The 21,856-nt window shown below is 55.4% G+C and carries 14 protein-coding genes; 7 read left to right on the top strand and 7 right to left on the bottom strand.

From position 1 onward, the window contains the following. Window positions 1–74 precede the first annotated feature (74 nt). Both AUQ41_RS11195 and AUQ41_RS11190 read right to left on the bottom strand, forming a co-directional pair. A complete protein-coding gene (locus AUQ41_RS11195) occupies window positions 75–1,559 on the bottom strand; it encodes an FAD-linked oxidase C-terminal domain-containing protein (RefSeq protein ID WP_063088515.1) in 1,485 nt (494 codons plus the stop codon). A 16-nt stretch (window positions 1,560–1,575) separates the two neighbouring features. After that, the gene (locus AUQ41_RS11190) at window positions 1,576–5,046 is read right to left on the bottom strand and encodes a pyruvate carboxylase (protein WP_063088514.1); all 3,471 of its coding nucleotides are present in this window, start codon (window positions 5,044–5,046) and stop codon (window positions 1,576–1,578) included. A gap of 433 nt (window positions 5,047–5,479) precedes the next feature. Here AUQ41_RS11190 and AUQ41_RS11185 point away from each other — a divergent pair, with 433 nt between their 5' ends. From AUQ41_RS11185 to AUQ41_RS11175, 3 genes are all read left to right on the top strand, one after another. Continuing rightward, window positions 5,480–6,883 (top strand): cache domain-containing protein, encoded by a 1,404-nt coding sequence (locus AUQ41_RS11185; RefSeq protein WP_063088513.1) that lies wholly within the window; start codon window positions 5,480–5,482, stop codon window positions 6,881–6,883. A gap of 49 nt (window positions 6,884–6,932) precedes the next feature. Beyond that, window positions 6,933–7,613 (top strand): response regulator transcription factor, encoded by a 681-nt coding sequence (locus AUQ41_RS11180; protein WP_008888344.1) that lies wholly within the window; start codon window positions 6,933–6,935, stop codon window positions 7,611–7,613. A gap of 168 nt (window positions 7,614–7,781) precedes the next feature. Further along, window positions 7,782–8,513: a Crp/Fnr family transcriptional regulator gene (locus AUQ41_RS11175; RefSeq protein WP_063088512.1), complete on the top strand. Its 732-nt coding sequence runs from the start codon at window positions 7,782–7,784 to the stop codon at window positions 8,511–8,513. Window positions 8,514–8,525: 12 nt separating this feature from the next. Here the strand turns inward: AUQ41_RS11175 and AUQ41_RS11170 are convergent, their stop codons facing one another. From AUQ41_RS11170 to AUQ41_RS21195, 4 genes are all read right to left on the bottom strand, one after another. After that, complete coding sequence (locus AUQ41_RS11170) at window positions 8,526–9,263, bottom strand: hypothetical protein (RefSeq protein WP_063088511.1); 738 nt, start codon at window positions 9,261–9,263, stop codon at window positions 8,526–8,528. 84 nt (window positions 9,264–9,347) lie between these two features. Continuing rightward, complete coding sequence (locus AUQ41_RS11165) at window positions 9,348–9,707, bottom strand: TraR/DksA family transcriptional regulator (protein WP_063088510.1); 360 nt, start codon at window positions 9,705–9,707, stop codon at window positions 9,348–9,350. Window positions 9,708–9,807: 100 nt separating this feature from the next. Then, window positions 9,808–11,022: a hypothetical protein gene (locus AUQ41_RS11160; protein ID WP_063088509.1), complete on the bottom strand. Its 1,215-nt coding sequence runs from the start codon at window positions 11,020–11,022 to the stop codon at window positions 9,808–9,810. Between the two features lie 130 nt (window positions 11,023–11,152). Then, window positions 11,153–11,344 (bottom strand): hypothetical protein, encoded by a 192-nt coding sequence (locus AUQ41_RS21195; RefSeq protein WP_231959624.1) that lies wholly within the window; start codon window positions 11,342–11,344, stop codon window positions 11,153–11,155. Window positions 11,345–11,906: 562 nt separating this feature from the next. Here AUQ41_RS21195 and AUQ41_RS11150 point away from each other — a divergent pair. From AUQ41_RS11150 to AUQ41_RS11135, 4 genes are all read left to right on the top strand, one after another. Next, window positions 11,907–13,811 carry an ABC transporter substrate-binding protein gene (locus AUQ41_RS11150; RefSeq protein WP_063088507.1) on the top strand — a complete coding sequence of 635 codons (1,905 nt, stop codon included), beginning with the start codon at window positions 11,907–11,909 and terminating at the stop codon, window positions 13,809–13,811. A 45-nt stretch (window positions 13,812–13,856) separates the two neighbouring features. Then, window positions 13,857–16,217 carry an ATP-binding protein gene (locus AUQ41_RS11145; RefSeq protein ID WP_063088506.1) on the top strand — a complete coding sequence of 787 codons (2,361 nt, stop codon included), beginning with the start codon at window positions 13,857–13,859 and terminating at the stop codon, window positions 16,215–16,217. Between the two features lie 271 nt (window positions 16,218–16,488). After that, window positions 16,489–16,713 (top strand): hypothetical protein, encoded by a 225-nt coding sequence (locus AUQ41_RS11140; protein ID WP_062956730.1) that lies wholly within the window; start codon window positions 16,489–16,491, stop codon window positions 16,711–16,713. A gap of 157 nt (window positions 16,714–16,870) precedes the next feature. After that, entirely contained in the window at window positions 16,871–17,098 is a 228-nt protein-coding gene (locus AUQ41_RS11135; protein ID WP_008888353.1) for a hypothetical protein, read from the top strand. A 177-nt stretch (window positions 17,099–17,275) separates the two neighbouring features. Here the strand turns inward: AUQ41_RS11135 and gltB are convergent, their stop codons facing one another. Then, entirely contained in the window at window positions 17,276–21,841 is a 4,566-nt protein-coding gene (gene gltB, locus AUQ41_RS11130) for a glutamate synthase large subunit (protein WP_063088505.1), read from the bottom strand. Between the last annotated feature and the right edge of the window lie 15 nt (window positions 21,842–21,856).

Here is a 21,856-nt window from a genome sequence, read left to right as displayed (position 1 = left end):
TGCGGGAGCCGATTGGCCGGCCTTTGTTTTATCGTGTTTGTTGTTTCGTTTGAGCGCGCCTTAGGGGCAGGACCCTAGAAGCGCGGGATATCCGGGAACTTGTCGGCCACCGCCTTGGCGTGCAGGGTTTTGAGCTCCCCACAGCCATGCAAGGTCGGGAATACCTTGCCGGGGTTGAGCAACTGGTCCTCGTCAAAGGCCATCTTGATGCGTTCCTGATGCTTCATGTCATCGATTGAGAACATCTCGCCCATCAGGTCGCGCTTTTCGACACCGATGCCGTGTTCACCCGACAGCACCCCACCGACCGCGACACACAGTCTAAGGATGTCAGCGCCGAATGCCTCGGCCTTTTCAAGGTCGCCCGCCTTATTGGCATCAAACATGATCAGTGGATGCAAGTTGCCATCGCCAGCATGGAAGACGTTGGCAACGCCCAGCCCGTGCTTTTTCGACAGGTCCTGCATGCCGGTCAGCACCTCGGACAGGCGACCGCGCGGGATGGTGCCATCCATGCACATATAATCAGGTGAAATGCGGCCAATCGCCGGGAAGGCGTTTTTGCGGCCCGACCAGAACAGCAGGCGTTCTTCCTCGTTCTCGGAAATGCGGGAATAGACCGCCCCGCAATCCTTGGCGATTTTGCCGACCCGGTCGATCAGGTAATCGACTTCGACCTGCGGGCCATCAAGTTCGACGAGAAGAAGCGCTTCGACATCAAGTGGATAACCCGCCTGAACGAATTCCTCGGTCGCCTTGATCGCCGGGGCATCCATCATTTCAAGGCCGCCCGGAATGATCCCGGCGGCAATGATGGCGGCGACACAATTGCCGCCTTCTTCGGATGAATTAAAGCCCAGCAATAGCGCACGGGCGGTTTCGGGTTTGCGCAGAATACGCACCGTCACCTCGGTCACGATGCCAAGCAACCCTTCGGACCCGGTGATGATGCCAAGCAAATCATAGCCCGCCTGATCAAGGCCCTTGCCACCGATGCGCAGGATTTCGCCTTCGATGGTGACCATTTCAACCCCCAACACATTGTTGGTGGTAAGGCCATATTTCAGGCAATGCACCCCGCCGGAATTTTCGGCGATGTTGCCGCCAATCGAACAGGCAATCTGGCTGGACGGATCGGGGGCGTAATAGAACCCTTTATGTTCGACTGCGCGCGTGATGCCAAGGTTGGTGACACCGGGCTGCACGACGGCGGCCCGGTTGTCCCAGTCAATCTCAAGCACGCGATTGAATTTCATCATACTAATGGTGATCGCATCGGCCATCGGAAGTGCGCCACCGGACAAACCGGTACCGGCACCGCGCGGAACGACACGGATTTTATTGGTATGACAATATTTCAGGATGGCTGCGACCTGGGCGGTATTTTCCGGCAGGACCACGATCATCGGCAATTGCCGATAGGCCATCAACCCATCGCATTCATAGGGCCTGAGCTGATCATCATCGACAATAACCCCGCCCGGTGACGGGATGATATCGCGCATGGCGGCGATAATGTCCTTGCGACGTGCAAGTGTGTGTTGATCAGGCTCAGGCATCCTAAGCATCGGTGGGTTACTCCGTTAATTCGACCAGCAGGTCCTTGGCTTCGACCTGTGTCCCGGCCGGGGCGTGGATTTTGGCCACGGTTCCATCCTTTTCGGCGTGAACCGCGGTTTCCATTTTCATGGCTTCGAGCGAGCACATCACATCACCCGACTTGATCTTCTGGCCTTCGGACACGTGGACTTCGACCACCAGACCCGGCATCGGGGCTGCGACATGCAGCTTGTTGCCATCTTCGGCCTTTGGTTTTGTCTTGCCCGTGCCCGCCAGTGTCTTGTCGGCGACCTTGACGGTGCGGGGCTGACCGTTCAGTTCAAAGAACACGGTGCGGTTGCCCTCCTCGTCACCGGCTTCGGACGTGGTCAGATAGCGAATGACAAGGGTTTTGCCCTTTTCAAGATCGACCGAAATTTCATCGTTCTGGTTCATCCCGTAGAAGAAGACCGGGGTTGGCAGAACCGAAACATCGGCGTTGTGGCTGCGGTGTTCGGCGTAATCAAGGAACACCTTGGGATACATCACATAAGATGCAACCTCTGCGTCGGTGATATTGCTGCGATGGGTTTTCTTTTCGATTTCCTTGCGGGTCGCTTCGAAATCAATCGGCGGCAATGATTTACCCGGACGATCCGTTAGGGCCTCGGCCCCCTTAAGCACCTTGCGCTGAAGGGCGGGCGGGAAGCCACCGACCGGCTGACCGATTTCACCGCGGAAGAAGGAAATGACGCTGTCGGGGAAGGTAATGTCCTTTTTAGGATCAAGAACGTCTTCCTCAGACAAACCGGATGTCACCATCATCAAAGCCATATCGCCGACAACCTTGGAGCTTGGCGTTACCTTGACGACATCGCCAAACATCTTGTTGACCGCGGCATAGGCCTTGGAAACTTCGGGCCAGCGATCCTCGATCCCGAGTGCACGGGCCTGCTGGCGCAGGTTGGTGTACTGGCCACCCGGCATTTCGTGGACATAGACGTCCGAGGTGCCGCTTCTGATATCGCTTTCGAAACCGGCGTAATAGCGACGGATCTGTTCCCAATAGGTCGAGATTTCCTTAAGCGCCTCGGTCTTGAGGCCCGGATCACGCGGCTGACCGATATAGTTGTTGGCGATTGAGCCCAGGTTGGGCTGGGACGTCAGGCCCGACATCGAATCCATCGCTGCATCGACCGCATCCACCCCGGCATCAATCGCGGCAATCACGGTTGCAGCCGAGATGCCGCTGGTGTCGTGGGTATGGAAGTGGATCGGGATATTGACGGTGTCTTTCAACGCTGTGATCAGCTCGGTCGCAGCGGCCGGACGCAGGACACCTGCCATATCCTTGAGACCGAGAATATGGGCACCGGCAGTTTCCAGTTCGCGGGCCATATTCACATAGTAATCAAGGTTATATTTCGGGCGGTCCTTGTCATAGATATCGCCGGTGTAACAGATGGTCGCTTCGCAGAGCTTGTCGGTTTTAAGCACCGATTCCATCGCGACCTTCATGTTTTCAACCCAGTTGAGGCTGTCAAACACGCGGAAGACATCCATGCCGTGTTCGGCCGCCTGCTTGACGAAGTAATCGACCGCATTATCGGGATAGTTGGTATAGCCAACCGCGTTCGACGCCCGCAGCAACATCTGGGTCAGGATATTGGGCACGCGTTCGCGCAGCTTGACCAGACGATCCCACGGGTCTTCTTTCAGGAAGCGCATGGCAACATCAAACGTCGCCCCGCCCCAGCATTCGATTGAAAACAGTTCCGGCAGGCCATGCGCGTAATAGGGCGCAATTTCGAGCATGTCATAGGTGCGCATGCGGGTGGCCAGAAGCGACTGATGGGCATCACGCATGGTGGTGTCGGTCATCAGGACGCGTTCCTGATCCTTCATCCAGCGCGAGAAACCTTCCGGCCCCAACTGATCAAGCTTTTGCTTGGTCCCCGGGCGGATTTCGCCAAGATCGATTGATTTCGGCATCACCGGATCATGCAGATTGGTCGGCACCACGCGGCCTTCGACTTCGGGGTTGCCATTGACCGCAACCTCGCCGATGAAGCGCAGCAGGCGGGTGGCACGGTCGCGCCGGCGCACGAACTTGAACAGGTCGGGCGTTTCATCAATGAAACGGGTGGTGTATTCACCGGCGCGGAATTTCGGGTGATTGATCAGGTTTTCAAGGAAGGCCAGGTTGGTGGCAACACCGCGAATACGGAATTCGCGCAAGGCGCGGTCCATGCGGTCCACCGCTTCGCGCGGGGTGCTGCCCCATGCGGTGACCTTTTCAAGCATGCTGTCATAGAACGGTGTGATAACCGCCCCGGAATAGGCCGTGCCGCCATCCAGACGAATGCCAAAGCCGTTGGCCCCACGATACACCTTGATGATCCCGTAATCGGGGACAAAGTTGTTTTCCGGGTTTTCGGTGGTGATGCGGCACTGAAGCGCGTGATCGCGCAGCTTGATCTTGTCCTGCCAGGGGATGCCGGTCTCGGACGGGAAACCGATGCGCCCACCCTGGGCGATCAGGATCTGTGCCTTGACCAGATCAAAGCCGGTCACGCATTCGGTGACGGTGTGTTCGACCTGAATGCGCGGGTTGACCTCGATGAAGTAGAATTTGGATGTATCGACATCCATGAGGAACTCGACCGTGCCGGCATTGACGTAATTGGCGGCCTTGCCAAGGCGGATCGCCGCGTCACAAATCTCGGCACGCTGATCATCATCAAGATAGGGTGCAGGTGCGCGCTCGACCACCTTTTGGTTGCGGCGCTGAACCGAACAATCACGTTCATAAAGATGCACAAGGGTGCCGTGATTATCGCCAAGCAGCTGGACCTCGACATGGCGCGCACGGCGGATCAGTTTTTCAAAGTAAACCTCGCCATTGCCAAAGGCGGCCTCGGCTTCGCGCCGTGCTGCCAGCACCTGACCCGACAAATCCTTGCCATTTTCGATGACCCGCATGCCACGGCCACCGCCGCCCCAGCTGGCTTTGAGCATCAGCGGATAGCCGATTTTCTCGGCGATGCGGGTGACTTCCGCCATGTCTTCGGGAAGCGCGCTTGAGGCGGGCATAACCGGCACACCGGCACTTTCGGCCAGATTACGCGCAGAAACCTTGTTGCCAAGGGTGCGCATGACTTCTGAATCCGGGCCGATGAACTGAATGCCGGCCTCGGCACAGGCATCGGCGAATTCGGGATTTTCCGACAGGAAGCCATAACCGGGATGGATCGCATCGACATCGGCATCACGTGCCACACGCAGGATGTCTTCGATATCAAGATAGGCGCGAATGGGCTTGTTGCCCTTCCCCACCGTGTAGCTTTCATCCGCCTTGAAACGGTGAAGGGCGAAGCGGTCCTCGTCAGAGAAGATCGCAACTGTGCGAATGCCAAGTTCGTTGGCGGCTCGCAGAACACGAATCGCAATCTCGCCACGGTTGGCGACCAGAAGTTTACGGATACGCTTTGGTGCTGAACGCGTCATGGACACCGGGCTCCTACCACAATTTCCTGGCAGGAACGTGCCTGTGCGCGCCTGCCAAAACCAAGTGAAACGCCACGATATGGTCCCGGAATGCGTTGCGGTGCGGGATGCCTGCAACGCCATATCCATTGTGGCGATACGGGATGCCAGCACGCTGAGATCTTGTGCAATGCATCCAGAGCTTTTGGCGCCCGGTGGGCAGGCGACGGTTCTGGTATATGCGCATTGCCCTCTCCCTGTCAAAGCATGATCTCGTAAATTGGTATTACCAATTATTGGAAATCCCGACCAGTTTCTTTTCACCATGCGGAACAGCTCAGCCTGGCTTTCTCAATCAGGGCGATGGGAAAACCGCGATCTTTCAGCGACTTTTGGCGCGGATATGCTATTGTCCGCGATCAGAAAAACGGAAATTCCCGAAACGGTTACGCCCATGCCGAAGCTCAATCTTCGACTAAAGTTTTTGCTGCTCTCGATCCTGCCGCTGGTTCTGGCGGCGTCTGCGATCTCCTGGCTGGTGTTTGCCCAGGCCGAACGCCTTGCCGAGGCCGAGATCAGAACCTTTGAACGCAACATCCTTCAGGCCAGAAAGGACGAGCTGAAAAGCTATCTTGAACTGGCGATGAAATCGATCGACCACATCTATTCGGTGGCAAGCCCGCTGGATGCGGTGTCAAAAGAACGCGTCAAGGCCATCATCGAAGATCTGTCTTATGGCGAGGATGGATACTTCTTTATCTATGACCGCGATGGCACCGCCCTTGTCGATCCGCCGCAACCCTGGCGCCTTGGTCGGACCTATTGGAACCTGCGCGATATCAATGGCAACACAGTCATTCAGGGCCTGATTTTCAATGCGGAAAAGGGTGGCGATTTCATGCGCCACGTCTGGGAAAAGCCATCGACCGGGGAGCCGACCGAAAAGATCACCTATTCCCTGATGCTGGATAAATGGGACTGGATGATCGGTACGGGCATTTATATCGACGATATCGCTGAACAGGTCACCGAGATCGAGGCCGAGGTTTCCACCCATATCCGCGAAACCACGATGTCGATCATCGGGGTGACGATCCTTGCGGTGTTGCTGGTGGGCATATCGGGAACGGTTGTCACATTGTCCGAACGCAAACTTGCCGACTCAAAGCTTAAGGAACTGACACATAGGGTGGTTGATGTGCAGGAACAGGAACGCCTGCGCGTGTCGCGCGAACTGCATGACGGGATCAGTCAGATACTGGTTTCGGTCAAATATGCGGTTGAAACCGCGATTGCGCGCATCACCCAGAAACGCGACAACGCAATCGAACCCATGGAAAAGGCGGCCAATCGATTGCAGGACGCCATCCATGAAGTGCGGCGGATTTCGCGCGATTTGCGCCCGGCCGTGCTTGATGACCTTGGCCTGAAACCGGCCATCGAAAGCATGTGTGCCGAACTTCAGGACCGATCCGGTATCCTGATTGAGGTGAAATGCGACAATGTCGACGGGCAGCTTGATATCGACAAGAAGACAACGCTTTATCGCGTTTTGCAGGAGACGCTGACTAATATCGAACGCCATGCCGATGCGACGGTGGTGAAAATTTCGATCAAACGCGAAGGCAACAGCATCATCATGCGCATTGCCGATAACGGGGTCGGGTTTGAAACCAACCGCTATATCCGCAACCGCGATCCGCGGGCGGGCATTGGTTTGCGCAACATGCGCGAACGCATGGAATTCCATGGCGGCGGGCTTTCGGTGCGCTCCGAACCGGACGACGGGACAAAAATCACTGCATTTATTCCCGCCAACAGCCAGAATGCCCTACCCCATGACGCTATCAGCGGTTAATCTGATGACGCACAACCCGACAGTCACGCGACAGGAACTCGTTTGATCCATGACCAATGCCACCATTGCCAACGAAGTTTATTCCACCCATCGGCCATTGCGGATTTTGCTTTGCGACGATCACGCACTTGTCATGGATGGCATCCGATCGCGACTGGAATGCTTTGAACATATCAATATCGTTGGCGAGGCCGGCAACGGGGCCGAGGCATTGACCATGGCCGGTGACCTGCATCCTGATATCGTCCTGATGGACATTTCGATGCCGGTGATGAACGGGTTGGAAGCAGCCGAGAAATTCCGTGAAACCCTGCCCGATACCAAGGTTGTCATCCTGTCGATGCATGAAAACCCGGAATATCTGCGCACCGCCCAGCAGGCGGGTGCAAAGGGCTTTATCCTGAAAGATGTGTCATCCAATGACATGGTGCGTGCGATTGAAACCATTGCCAATGGCGGTGAGGCGTATAGTTCCACATTCGATCGCATCAGTGATGGCGAAGATAACAACAGCGATGGCGTGCCGCTGACATCGCGTGAACGCACGGTCTTGCGCCTGTTGGCCAAGGGGGCGAGCAACAAGCATGTTGCCCGTGAACTGGATATCAGTGTCCGCACCGTTGAAACCCACCGCCGCAACATCAAGCGCAAACTTGGTATCGACAGTTCGGCCGGTCTGGTGCGCTATGCCATTGAAAAGGGTCTGGTCACCCTTGATTCCAATAGCTGAAATCACGATCTGGATCACAGTTGTGCGCCGACCAGCATGACTTTGCTTTGATTTCACATTCTGGTACGGTACATTAGGTTCAGGATTGGATTGATTAAACTTTTCAATTCCGGCCGTATCCGGGTTTGATCGACCACCCTGATCAGCCCGACGTCATGGGTAGAGAGCGTGAACCATACAGCAAGCTACACATTCCGACCCGAACTTGCGCGGTGCCGCGAATGCGGTGTGCGGAAATTTGCCCTGTTCAACAACCTGACGGACGAGGATTTCAAACTTGTCCATATGCCGGTTGAAGACATCACCCTGCCCAAACGCAATACGCTTTATAATGCCGGTGATCAGGCGCAATCGATCTATACCCTCCGCTCTGGCCTGATCAAACTTGTCCATTACCTGCCAGATGGCAATCAGCGGGTGGTGCGCCTTGTCAAACCCGGCGGCACCATCGGGCTTGAGTCGCTGGTCAGCGAGTGTTTCACCCATCATGCCGAGGCCCTTCAGGACAGCAAGCTGTGCCGCATTCCGATTGCGGTGATTGAAAGGCTTGATAATGAAAGCCCGCGCTTGCACAAGCAGGTGCTTAATCGCTGGCATCAGGCGGTGATGGAATCCGATAACTGGCTGACCCAGATGTCGACCGGTACGGCGCGCGAACGGGTTGCCCGGCTTTGCCTGTTTTTACATGATGACGTGACCGAGACCTGCACCGTTCCGGGCCGCGAAGATATTGGCGCGATGCTTGGCATTACCACCGAAACGGCCAGCCGGATCATCGCCGATTTCAGACGTCACGACCTGCTGGAATTCAAATCACGCAATGTCTTCAAACTTGATCTTGTGGGACTGCGCGACGTTGCGGGAATGGACGCCGCGGATGACGGCAATTACGCCGACTGATCCCCGATAACCCTATCTGGCGGCATCCTGCAAGACAGTCTGAAAGGCCGAGTTTGGCCCACAGGCCAGTGACAGCTTTTCATATTCCTGCGGCGTATCGATCCGTTTGTGTTTTTCCGCACTCCGCCTGCGAATATCGTTCAGCCGTCTTTTGAAATCCCGGCCATATTCCGAAATCAGCCGCCGCATGGCGCGTTGTGCATTGTCCGCTGGCATCGGAAACATGGCACCAACCTGTCTGACCACATCATTGACCAGATCATCGAGGGCGGCACGAATGTCGGCCTCCATGCCCTGATTGATCTTCACATGTTCGCCTTCGTGGGCATAAACCACATCATATTCGCAAGTGCCGCGTTCAAGCTCGGACGCGATATAGACCAAGTGTTTGACGACATCGACCTTGGGATTGACCCGCACCGGATCAAGGCAATAACGGCCAAAGCCGACTTGGCGCGGTTCAAAACGCATATCGAACGATGCCTGAACTTCATATTCAGTCAATCCGGTTACCAGAAAACGCGGACTGCCGCCGGCACGGCTGTTAAGCCAGCGCACCGAGCGGTGCCGATCAAGCATCGGGTCCATGTGATTAAATTCAAGGAAGGCTTCGGGCGCGCTGATTGGCGCGCAGGTGCCTTGGGCACGGGCCAAATTGGGAAGAAACACCAGCGCAGCCAGAACGATCAAAAGCGCGCACAAGATGCGGCCTTTTCCGATCTGATCATTGCGTTGCCCGAAAGCTGGCAAACCGTTTCTCCTGAATTTAAAGAAAACGCTGCGCACAGAAACACCCGCACGCAGCGTTTGCGATATTCCCTTTACGCGCAACGATCAGACATGGCTCACATGATCAGCGCAATCGACGCAAAGCGGTGTGGTCGGATCGAATTCGAGGCGCTTGGCGGCAATCGGTTCACCGCAATTGTGGCAGTGACCGTATTGGTCGTCATCCATGCGCTTGAGGGTTTTTTCGATCTGCTCCAGCTCGACCACGCGGCGGCGTTCCTGTTCAAGATGCATTTCCTGATTTTGCAGGGCATCCATCCGCGACAGACGACCGACCGCCTGCTGATCCAGTTCGACCGGCTTGCGGTAGTCTTCCGAGTGGGTTGAATGTGCCAGAATCTCGGCGCGTCTTTCCTCCAGCCGGGAGCGCAATTTCGCAAGATCAATGTCTGTTCGATCCGTCATCCGAAACCTCATTATACGTTGTTGTTCTTAGCTATTAATATGGGTGCAGTGATCCCTCTTTCGCCAATGCATAGATCAAATTATTCAAAGATTTTGCCGATCACGTGCAATTGCCGCAGGCATCGACGAGTTTTTCAAGCGCTGCCTTGGCTTCATCATCATCGAGGCCTTCGGATTTGATCTTTTTCTGGATTTTGCAGCAAAGGGCGGGCCCATTTGCGAACGGCTTGTCGGTCCAGAAGGGCGCGGTTGTGCCGAAATATCCCGCCTGATCCAGGAACGAGACGCCGTAATAATAGGCGGCCCCGACCGAGTTATAGAAGGTCGGGTCATCGATAAAACCACCATCGGGCGTCATGGATTTGGTCAGGCACCAATCAAGCACCAAGGCGATGTCTTTGGATGCCGCATCTTGTGTCGCACCATCAACCTTTGACCAGCCAAGATCGAAAATCTTGGTGACGTCATAATTGTTGTGATTGTTGAAATCACCATTGTGCTTCCAGCCGAACGGATAGGCATCATCGCGGATCGCAAGGGTGGTGTTGAAAATCTGCGTCCACAAATCGACCTTGCCATGCTGGTAGGAGATATTATGGAACGTCAGGCTGAGATCGCAGCTTTTAAGAACGCCCTGATCGGTGGTGTCAAACCAACCGCCCCAATAGCCACTTTCACCATCCTGCCAGTCATCAAGCCATGATTTGTAGGCCGTGATGTAATCATCGGTCAGATCAAAGCCCTTTACGTTGGTTTTGAAATAATCGCGGATTTCGCTTTTAAAGCACATCTGTGAAAGTGCCGCCGTTACGGCCCCAAGGGCATCACGGCGGTCAAGACCATCGGCAAAAATCCGCGATGTCTTTTGATCATCAAGCCAGGCCGTCATCTTGTCTGGTGTTGAAATCGGTTCCAGAAAACTGAGCGGGTATTCCGGCGCCTTGCCTTCATCGGCCAGCGTATTGACCGCATCAATCATCGCATCGACTTTGAGGAACCATTGATCGTAACACGGCCCCCAGGAACCGTCGCTTGCGACCTGCTTTTCGGCCCAGGCCTGATCGGGATTGTTCAGCGAACTGGCAAAGCCAGCCAGCTTTTGATCAAGCGTTTTCCAGTCGGCGGTGTATTGCAGCAGCCATTTGCATTCGATCATCTGCTGATCGGAGGCCGCCATGCTGTTGCCGGTTTTCTGGGCGGCGATCAGTTTATCCTGAAGCGGGGCCAGCTTTGCGGCATATGTTTTTTGCTGCGCGACATAGTCGGGATCAAAAACGCAGAACTGCGCCGTGATCAGTTTACTAAAATCCGTCAAACCCCTGCCCCCGATGTTTCAAAAGATATCTATCATGTAAAACCATGACAAATACCCTTGCAGATCCAAAGCATTATCGACAAACGGCGTCAAACAGCCGAAGGGATGGCACGGGATGTTGTGGTGGAAACTAGTTGCCCAGCAGCCAGTTGCGGATCACGCGCAATGCCTGTTCGGGGTCGGTATCGACGATCCTGGCGGCCACATTGGCCTTTTTGCGATCAATCATGCCGTCAATGCCGGCCAGATTGAACCGGTCCTGATCGTCGGATCCGGAAACATGCGATACGCCCGCCGTTGTTGCACGCAATCTTTCACGCAACCGCGAATCCGAACCCGATTCGTAACGGGGGATCGGTGCCGCAGGCTTTGGACCGGGTAAAAATGACGGTCCATCCCCTGTTTTATCGCTGTTATCTGATTGCGTCATTGGCACAACTTTCGGTTCGCATTGTGACACAGTCATCATATTGGGCTGCCCCGACAGAGTGCAAATCCAATCGCAGCTTGCAAGGCGGTCTCAGCCACTTCAGATCGTTATATTAGTTTAAAAGAAACTTTGATTTCCGGGCGTTTCGGATGCTAGGGTCGAATTAAAATAAGAAGAAAAAAGATGGGTGCGACGCTGAATTTTTCCCAATCGAGCGGACGGTTTGATCATTTGATCACCGATGAAAATGCGTTTGAAAACCGAAACGCATTTCACATATAGCAATTTCGCCGCGCAATGAATCGATACAAAAAAACGCGCGATTGCAAATTTTGTACTTCCACAACTCGATCACTCTATCTAGTTTGGGAGGATCAACATACCACCACTTTAGGGTAGTTGTCGCAATACTTTAGACCAGAGCACACAAATCCAAAAGGGGGGCCAGGTTTTTGTGAGGCACCATACTCTTATCCTGATTGTTGCACTGACCACAATGCTGACTGGCGTTGCCAAAACGCATGCCGTTGAATTTGGTGAAGCGCCCGAACTTGCCAAACTGGTTGAGGACGGAAATCTGCCGCCGATCAAGGATCGCCTGCCGACCGCACCGATGATCGTCACCCCCAATGAACGGGTCGGAACCTATGGCGGCACCTGGAAAATGGCGCAGCGTAACAGCCGCGACCATGCCCTGCTGATCAGGACGATTGGATATGAGCCCCTTCTGCGCTGGACCCCGCAATGGTCTTCGACCATCCCCAATGTCGCGTTGTCATTCCAGCCCAGCAGCGATGCAACCGAGTTCTTTTTCCGTCTGCGACAAGGCATGCGTTGGTCGGATGGCGCCCCGTTTACCGCCGATGACATCGTTTTCTGGTACGAGGATATCCTGAACAATCCGGCCTTTGCCGATGCTGTGCCGGAATGGCTGACATCAGGTGGCAATACCGTGCAAGTCGACGAGATCGATCCCTATACCGTCGCGTTTCGTTTCAGCAAGCCATACGGACTTTTCCCGACCGCGCTTGCCCGCCCCGAAGGCGTTGAACCGGTAAGCTATCCGGCGCATTTTCTGAAGCCGCTTTTGCCGAAATATAATGCCAATGCCGATGCCGACGCCCAGAAGATGGGTTATGCTGGCTGGAAAGAGCGTTTTATCGACGTATTTGGGCAGCCCGGTACGATTGATGACCCGACGCGCTGGAACAATCCCGACGTGCCGACCCTGAATGCCTGGGTGCTTACCGGGGTATATGGCAAGGACGATCCACTGATCGCCAAGCGCAATCCCTATTACTGGAAAATTGATCCGACCGGCCGTCAACTTCCCTATATCGACACGGTTTCCATGACACTGGTGCCGTCAAAAAGTGCGGCTGGGGATGCGGCAATTGCCGGCAAGGTCAATATGCAGGAACGCCATATCGGCACGCGCGCCAACGAAGTTCTGGCCCAAAACAAGGATCTTCAGGCCTTCACGCTGATTGAGAGCGATATGAATATCATGACCTTGTCGCTTAATCTCAATGACAAGGACCCGGTGCTGCGCGACATTTTCCAGAACAAGGATTTTCGCGTCGCACTGTCATATGCGATTGATCGTGAGACCATCATTGATCGCTTTGTCCCCGGCGCCTTGCCCCATCAGGCGGCACCAAGACCGGAAAGCCCGCAATATCACACGGTGCTGGCGCGACAGTTCATGGCATACAATGTCGAACTGGCGCGGAGCTATATTGCGAAAGCGGGACTGACCACCATCAATGATGACGGCATCCTGTTGCGTCCGGATGGCAAGCCGCTTTCATTCACGATTGATACCGAGGGTGCGGAACGCTTTCAGATGCTCGATGCAGTCATGGGGTATTGGCGCGAACTTGGCATTGATGTCAGAGCCCGGAACCTTGCGCGCGACGAATTTGTCGCTTTGCGCGAACGCAATGAACACAATGCCAGTGCGTGGGGCGGCGATGGCGGCCTTGATGCAATGCTTATCCCGATCAATTACCTGCCGATGTCTTCTGAATCGTCATGGTTTGCAACCGGATGGGCCAACTGGTACCTGAACCCGGAAAGCCCCGATGCCATTACCCCGCCCCAGGATGTTCAGGATCAGCTTGCGCTTTATGACCAGCTGAAAGCGACAGCAAATGCGGAAAAACAAAATCAACTGATGCGCGATATTCTCGACATCAGTGCAAATCAGTTTTACCTTATGGGAATTGCATTACCGCCAAACAGAAAAGGCGTGGTGGCACGGGACTTCCACAACGTTCCCAAGGTCATGCCTGCCGCCTGGAGTTATGCGACACCTGCGCCGACCAATCCAAGTCAGTATTTTATTCAGCCCGAGTAAAATCCACGACAAACACGCATCATTCTGAATGGGGGCAGAATTAACTTGAGGACGCTGTTTGACCGACTGATCGGCAGTCTGGTTTTCAAGATCGCATTTGCGATCATTGTCGTGGAAACCATCCTTTTTGGTCTGTTTGGCGGTTATTATGTGAACTATTTCGGGGCCGAGATTGACCGCAGGATTGCGGAACAGATCAGCACACCCGGACGGCTTATTCAGCAGGAACAACTCAAGGTCTCTATTCTGAGCGATGCCGAGCAGATGGAACTTCTGCTTGGACGGCATTTGCAGCAAGCGCTGGCTGTCGGTTTTGACGGCACCATTTATCATTCCACCGACCCGCTGATGATCGGTGCATCGATCAGCTCGTTACCGGATTTCCCGACCGAACAGCTTCGCGCCGACATGAGAGAGCAGACCCTGTTCACGGTTGATGACGATGCAGGGTCAAGCATGGTCAGCATCACGCCGATCTTTGCGCTGAATGCCAATCAGCCCTTCATGTATGTTTATCTCAAGGTGTCGACCAAGGGCCTTGAAGAAAGCCAACGCCAGATGCAGTCGGTGCTTGTGATCGGCTCCATCCTTTGTGTGTTGCTGACCTCCGCACTGATTTTCCTGTTTACCCAGCACACGGTGCTTAAGCGCCTGATCACGGCGGCACAGTTTGTTAACAAGATCCAGGTCGGCAAGCTGAGTTCACGGCTGACACCGATGGGACGTGACGAAATCGGCATTCTGGAGCGCGGCCTGAACGCCATGGCCGAAAGTCTGGAACGCCGCACGCAGCAACATCAGGCTGCCCAGAACGCCTTGCGCGACAGCGAGGAGCGTTTCCGCGACTTTACCCTGTCTTCCGCCGACTGGTATTGGGAGATGGGCAGCGATTTCAAAATCGCCTTTGCGTCGTACAAGTTTTATCAGCTGATCGAGGAAATCAATGGCTCCCCGCAGGGGCAGTCGTTTGACAAACTTGGGCTTCATCCGGAACACCCGGAGGGGTGGCAATATCTGCAACGCCATCTTGATGAACATACCGCGTTCTATAATGTCGAATTTTCCTGGACATCGCGGGATGGTGAAAAGCAGTTCGGGCGGATCAACGGCGTGCCGGTCTTTGCGCTGGATGGCAGTTTCAACGGCTATCGCGGGACGGGCAGCAACATTACCGAACAGCATCGCGCCGCCGAGGAACAACAAGCCTTGCAGCGCCAGCTTGCCACATCGCAAAAGCTTGAGGCGGTTGGCCAGATGGCCGGTGGTGTTGCCCATGAATTCAACAATTGCCTTGCCGGTATCCTGAGTTTCGCCGAAGTGGCACGTGCCAAGATTGATGATCCCGAACGGGTCAAGGAATATATCGATCACGTCATCTCGCTTGGCGAGCGGGCGACCGGTGTTGCCGATCAGCTTTTGATGTTCTCGCGCCGCAGGATCGATCAGCCGAAGAATGTCCGGGTAGAAAGCATCTTTGCGGAGATGGAAAAACTGCTGGTGACCTTGCTTGAGCACCGGATTGATTTGCAAATCTGGGCCGACGAGGCCGACCTTCATACAAGGGTTGACCCGACGCAATTGTCGGCCTGTATCCTTAACCTTGCGATCAATGCGCGCGATGCGATGCCCGATGGCGGCACGCTTCAGATTTCATGCAGCAGTGCCGATATTCCGCCACTGGCACAGCGCGACGCCGATGAAGACGAGGATATCTATCCGCCAGAGGTCGAAGGACAGTTTGTTGTCATCACCGTGCAGGATACCGGCACCGGAATTCCTGAAGATGTGATCGATCATATTTTCGAGCCCTTCTTTTCGACCAAGGAGCCGGGCAAGGGTACCGGTCTTGGGCTTTCGATTGTTCATAGCTGGGTCGAAGAGGCCCACGGCTTTATCAATCTTGAAAGTGTCGAGGGCGAAGGCACGACGTTCTCGATCTATCTGCCGCGTTCGGAACCCGGCGCAGAGCCCGAGGACGAAGTTGACGAAATCGGCGTGTTCCCCGGCAATGGCGAGCGTGTTCTGATTGTTGATGACGAACAGGCCCTGCGCACCACCGCCCAGATCATCCTGGAAGATGCCGGTTATCGCACCGAGATCGCGAAAAGCACCGAAGAAGCGTTGGTGATCCTGCAAACCAGCACCGGTGATGCGGCATTTGATGTGATCGTGACCGACGTCGTGTTGCCCGGTCGCAGTGGCCCGCAACTGATCATCGAAGCATTGCGCCAAAACCCGCGCTATGGCGTGGTGTTCATGTCCGGTTACCCGGCGCGATCGCGCAAGGAACTGGATAATCTTTTGGGCAATTACGTGTTTGTCAAAAAGCCGTTCCGCCCCGGCAAGTTGCAAAAAGCGGTGCATGATGCGCTCAAACTCGCATCCGAACGGGCGCAGTCGAGCTGACATCGCTGCTCAACGGGTCGAGTCCCCAACCCTGACCATTTCGAAATCGCGGAATTTTCGCCGAATGGTTAAAAAAATCTTACCCGCCTATATTAGTTAAAATGCTTGCAAACCAAGCAATTGGCGGAGTTTGGATTGCGACAGCACTGGATAGTGTGACAACCATCACTTATATCAACCTAACAAGCCCATACCGTGAACTTCAGACAGATTTGAAGAACCCGGTAAAGAGTGATGGGCATCGCCCACCCGGACAGATAAAGAGGTCAGGATGATCGGCTCAGTTCAAGGTTCAGGACTTGGTTCAGCGGCACAGGCCGTGAATGATGCAATTACGCCCAAAGGTGGTGCAGACCCGTCTTTGCCTTTCGCAGCCGCAGAAGGCGCGATCAATAAGGCAACCGGTCTTGCCAAGGTGATCGGCTCGATCGTCACCGAACACCAGCCGCTTGAAACCAGCGGCAATCGTGGCACCAAGGTTAATATCCTAACGTGATTTTTCCCTCTCGTTAGCTTCCTCCGGGGTGGTCTTGTATGGCCACCCTTCTTTCTGTCTGGACCACGGATTGCGCTTTGACACGGCCCGTCACGCGATCATGACAAACGTCTGACCACGTGCTAGGGTAATTCCAACATCAATCGTGGACGATCAGATGACCACCAACAGAATTGGCACAGGCTCCTCCCAGACAGGCCTTCAGGATGCGCGCGCGCGTCCGCAAGGTGGTATGGTTTCGCGGGGTCGCGTTGGCGCCAATTCCGATCAGCCGTCCTCGGACAGTTTCATCGCATCCCAGCTTGCCCGCCTTCGCAACCTGATCGCAACCGATCAGATTGACCATAATGCGCGGCGCGGGACTTACCTGAACATCGTGCTTTAACCAGCAATATCGCAGATCGTTGCGTCGTGACGTTCCCAGCGGGAGCGCAGGTGTTGGCGTGACTTTGCGTCTCCCAGCAAGCTAGCCCACAAAGAAAAAAGCCCCGTACCGAAGTACGGGGCGAGTTCGTTTGTCCAGGTGTGTTGGACAAGGGAGCTTGCGCAAAAGCGTGAGGGATCACGCAGTTGCCTGGTTTTCGCTCTCGGAGCGAATGGGGTGTTCCAGCTTGTCGACGATTTCCTTTGGCACGATCTGCCAGAAGTTGCCGCGTTCACGGTCCCAGTTATCGAGGATGGTGCGCGCGAAACCACTTTCGGTTTCGGCCACATGCTCTTCGATCAGAGAACGGCAATGTTCGTCCCAATGCTGGGTTTCAATGCGCTGATACAGGATGGAGCCATCATTAACGACATCGGCAAAGGTATTGTCGCGGTCATAGATGAACGCCATGCCACCGGTCATGCCAGCACCGAAGTTTTCACCAACGGAGCCAAGGATGACAGCCGTGCCGCCGGTCATATATTCACAACCGTTCGAGCCACAGCCTTCGACCACAACGGTCGCACCGGAGTTACGCACACAGAAACGTTCACCGGCCTGACCGGCGGCAAACAGCTTGCCTGCGGTCGCACCATACAAAATGGTGTTGCCGATGATGGTGTTTTCGTTGGTCTTAAGCGAGCTGCTTGGGCGCGGACGCAGAACAATCGTTCCGCCCGAAAGGCCCTTGCCGACATAGTCGTTGGCATCGCCCTGAACTTCGATCTTGAGCCCCTGCACGGCAAAGGCACCAAGCGACTGACCAGCCGAGCCACGCAGACGGACATGGAGGTGGCCCGGTTTCAGGCCGGTCATGCCGTATTTCTGCGTGATCAGTGACGACATCCGCGTACCAATCGCACGCTGGGTGTTCTGGATGTTGTACTGAAGCTGCATCTTTTCACCGTCTTCCAGAAGCGGACGGGCATCCTTGATCATCTGGGCATCAAGGGTGTCAGGCACTTCGTTACGGCCTTCGATGGTGCAGAAGCGGGCATGATCGCCAGCATCTGCCTGTGCCAGAAGCGGGTTAAGGTCAAGGTCAACAAGGTCCTTGGCACCACGGTGCACCTGCTGAAGCAGGTCTGATCGACCAATAACTTCTTCGAGGCGGGTGTAGCCAAGTTCAGCCAGAACGTCTTTGACTTCCTCGGCCATGAAGGTGAACAGGTTGACCAGCTTGTCTGCTGTACCGACGAACTTGGCACGCAGTGCCGGATCCTGGGTACAGACACCCACCGGACAGGTGTTCGAATGGCACTGACGGACCATGATGCAACCAAGTGCGATCAGCGAAGCCGTGCCGATACCGAATTCCTCGGCACCGAGCATGGCACCGATCACCACGTCACGGCCGGTTTTGAAACCACCGTCAACGCGCAGCTTGACCTTGTCACGCAGGTTGTTGAGCGTGAGCACCTGGTTGACTTCCGACAGACCCATTTCCCACGGAACGCCGGCATATTTGATCGAGGTCTGCGGGCTTGCACCCGTACCACCGTCATAACCGGAAATCAGGATCACGTCGGCTTTTGCCTTGGCAACGCCAGCAGCAATCGTCCCGACACCCGAACGCGACACCAGCTTGACGCAGACGCGGCAGCGCGGGTTGATCTGTTTGAGGTCATAGATCAGCTGTGCCAGATCTTCGATCGAGTAGATGTCATGGTGCGGCGGCGGTGAAATCAGGGTCACACCCGGCGTTGCATGACGCAGCTGGGCGATTTCCACCGTGACCTTGAAGCCCGGCAGCTGACCACCTTCGCCCGGTTTTGCACCCTGGGCGACCTTGATCTGGATTTCTTCGCAGTTGTTGAGGTATTCAGCCGTGACGCCGAAACGACCCGATGCGACCTGCTTGATCGAGGAACGCGCATTGTCACCGTTCGCACGCGGACGGAAACGTTCACGCGCTTCACCACCTTCACCGGAGTTCGATTTCGCACCGATGCGGTTCATGGCAATCGCCAGGGCCTCGTGCGCCTCGGTCGAGAGTGCGCCATGGGACATGCCCGGGGTAACGAAACGCTTGCGGATTTCGGTGATGCTTTCGACCTTATCCTGATGAACCGGGCTATGGTCACTGCGGAAATCAAGAAGATCGCGCAGATGAAGCGGTTCACGCGAACGCAGACCTTCGGAGAACTTGCGGAAGGTGTTGTAGCTGCCAGACGTCACAGCAGACTGCAACGTATGGATCAGCGGACCGGTCCAGACGTGACGTTCGCCACTGCGGCGGTATTTATAAAGCCCCCCCACCGGAAGCGTCACGACATTGCCGTTAAAGGCTTCTTTGTGCTGGGCGATGGTACGGCGCTGAATCCCCTGAAGGCCGATCCCCGAAATGCGCGACGGCATGCCCGGGAAGAATTCAGCCACCAGTGAACGCGAGAGACCAATGCTTTCGAAGTTGTAGCCACCGCGATAGGAGCTGATGATCGAGATGCCCATTTTCGACATGATCTTGAGCAGACCGGCATCAATTGCGGCCTTGAAGCGCTGCATGACTTCGGCGGTGCTGTTCACATTCGGGAACAGGCCGCGCGCATAACGATCCAGCAGACCTTCCTGTGCGAGATAGGCGTTGACCGTCGTCGCACCGACACCGATCAGAACGGCGAAGTAATGCACATCCATGCATTCGGCCGAGCGTACGTTAAGCGAGATATAGGTGCGCAGCGACGTCTTGACGAGGTAGCTGTGTACGCCACCGGTCGCAAGGATCATCGGGATCGCGGCACGGGTTTCGGAAATGCCTTCGTCGGTCAGGATGATGTGCAGGGCGCCGCCGCGCACAGCTTCCTCGGCTTCGCGCTGAATGCGGGTGATCGCATCACGCAGGGCCGTTTGCCCACCACTGATGTCAAAGGTGGTGTCGATTTCAACAGCACTTTCGCCCATATAGCCGCGCATGGCGTCATATTCGGCGTTGGTCAGAACCGGGCTTTCGAGCTGCAACAAGTCACACTGGCTTTCATCCTCATCGAGGATGTTGCCAAGGTTGCCCAGACGGGTTTTCAGGCTCATGACGCGCGCTTCACGAAGACTGTCGATCGGCGGGTTGGTGACCTGCGAGAAGTTCTGACGGAAGAAGTGATGCAAGCCGCGATAACGGTCCGACAGGATCGCAAGCGGGGTGTCATCACCCATCGAGCCGATGGCTTCCTTGCCGTCCTCACCCATCGGGTGGAGGATCAGTTCAAGGTCTTCGTGGGAAAGTCCCATCGCCTTTTGCATACGCAGCAGGCGTTCCTTTTCGAAATGTGCCGGTTCGGCATGTTCCGGTGAAATCAGATCATCAAGCACCTTGGTGCGGCCAACCCATTTCGACCAGTCGCGACGTGCGGCCAGCTGATCTTTAAGCTCGGCATCGTGCAGCAGTTTGCCTTCTGCGAGGTTAACCGCAATCATCTGGCCCGGGCCGAGGCGGCCTTTTTCAACGCAGGCTTCCTCATCGATATGAACCATACCGGCCTCGGAACCAGCGATCAGAAGACCGTTGCCCGTTACTGCATAACGCAGCGGACGCAGACCGTTACGGTCAGTACCACCCATCAGCCATTTGCCGCCATAGGCCGCAAGGGCGGCCGGGCCGTCCCACGGTTCCATCACAGCGTTGCAATAGGCATAGAGGTTTTTATAGCTGTCTGGCGTGGAGGCCTTTTTCGACCAGGCTTCGGGCACCATCATGGTTTTAACCATCGGCAGATCACGACCCGAACGCACCATCAATTCGAACACGGCATCAAGGGCGGCCGAGTCAGACGAGCCCGGCTGGATCACCGGTTTGAGGTCATCGATGCTGTCGGCATAGGCATCATGTGCCATGCGTGCTTCGTGGCTTTTCATCCAGTTGACGTTACCGCGCAGCGTGTTGATTTCGCCGTTATGGGCGAGAACACGGAACGGCTGCGCCAACGGCCAGCTCGGGAAGGTGTTGGTCGAGTAGCGCTGATGATAGACGCAGAAGTTCGAGATAAAGCGGTCATCGCGCAGATCGGGATAGAAGGTATCGACGTCTTCGGCCAGGAACATGCCCTTGTAGATCACCGAACGGCACGACATCGAGCAGATATAGAAATCCTTGATCGCCTCGGAAAGCACTGCCTTCTCGATGCGGCGACGGATGGCATAAAGGTCGATCTCGAACTTTTCTTCGTCGACGTCATCACGGACACCGATCAGAACCTGTTCGATTTCCGGGCGGGTCTGGTTGGCTTTTTCGCCGATGACCGAGACATCAACCGGGACCTGACGCCAGCCAAGAATGCCGTAACCCTGTTTGAGGATTTCGGTTTCAACAATCGCACGGCAACGTTCCTGTGCGGCCATGTCGATACGCGGCAGGAAAACCTGACCGACAGCGATCAGGCTGTCCGGGGCTTCCTGGTTGATGACCTTAAGATATGCCTTGAAGAAATCCTGCGGGATCTGAAGGTGGATACCTGCGCCATCACCGGTCTTGCCGTCGGCATCAACAGCACCACGGTGCCAGATGGCTTTCAGCGCCTCGATACCGGCTTCGACAACTTCGCGACGCGGTTTGCCGTCAATCGCACCGACCAGACCCACACCACAGTTGGCGTGTTCTTCGGCCGGGTCATACATGCCACTGGCTTCAAGATGTGCTGCGTTCTTTTCAAAACGGGCAATGTCAGCAGCGCCACGGTTCTGATCCATTTTATCCTGAACGATCTTGTTCATATCGTCTCTCTCCTA

This window comes from Thalassospira sp. MCCC 1A02898, assembly GCF_001618185.1.
GTDB lineage: Bacteria > Pseudomonadota > Alphaproteobacteria > Rhodospirillales > Thalassospiraceae > Thalassospira > Thalassospira tepidiphila.
The sequence above is the reverse complement of the archived record's forward strand: the minus strand, read 5'-3'. Positions and strand labels throughout refer to the sequence as shown.

What these genes read in the sequence shown, in the direction of transcription:
- AUQ41_RS11140 (WP_062956730.1), top strand. Translation starts at nt 16,489, where the DNA reads ATGATCGGCTCAGTTCAAGGTTCAGGACTTGGTTCAGCGGCACAGGCC.
- gltB (WP_063088505.1), bottom strand. Translation starts at nt 21,841, where the DNA reads ATGAACAAGATCGTTCAGGATAAAATGGATCAGAACCGTGGCGCTGCT.
- AUQ41_RS11165 (WP_063088510.1), bottom strand. Translation starts at nt 9,707, where the DNA reads ATGACGGATCGAACAGACATTGATCTTGCGAAATTGCGCTCCCGGCTG.
- AUQ41_RS11135 (WP_008888353.1), top strand. Translation starts at nt 16,871, where the DNA reads ATGACCACCAACAGAATTGGCACAGGCTCCTCCCAGACAGGCCTTCAG.
- AUQ41_RS11195 (WP_063088515.1), bottom strand. Translation starts at nt 1,559, where the DNA reads ATGCCTGAGCCTGATCAACACACACTTGCACGTCGCAAGGACATTATC.
- AUQ41_RS11190 (WP_063088514.1), bottom strand. Translation starts at nt 5,046, where the DNA reads ATGACGCGTTCAGCACCAAAGCGTATCCGTAAACTTCTGGTCGCCAAC.
- AUQ41_RS11180 (WP_008888344.1), top strand. Translation starts at nt 6,933, where the DNA reads ATGACCAATGCCACCATTGCCAACGAAGTTTATTCCACCCATCGGCCA.
- AUQ41_RS11185 (WP_063088513.1), top strand. Translation starts at nt 5,480, where the DNA reads ATGCCGAAGCTCAATCTTCGACTAAAGTTTTTGCTGCTCTCGATCCTG.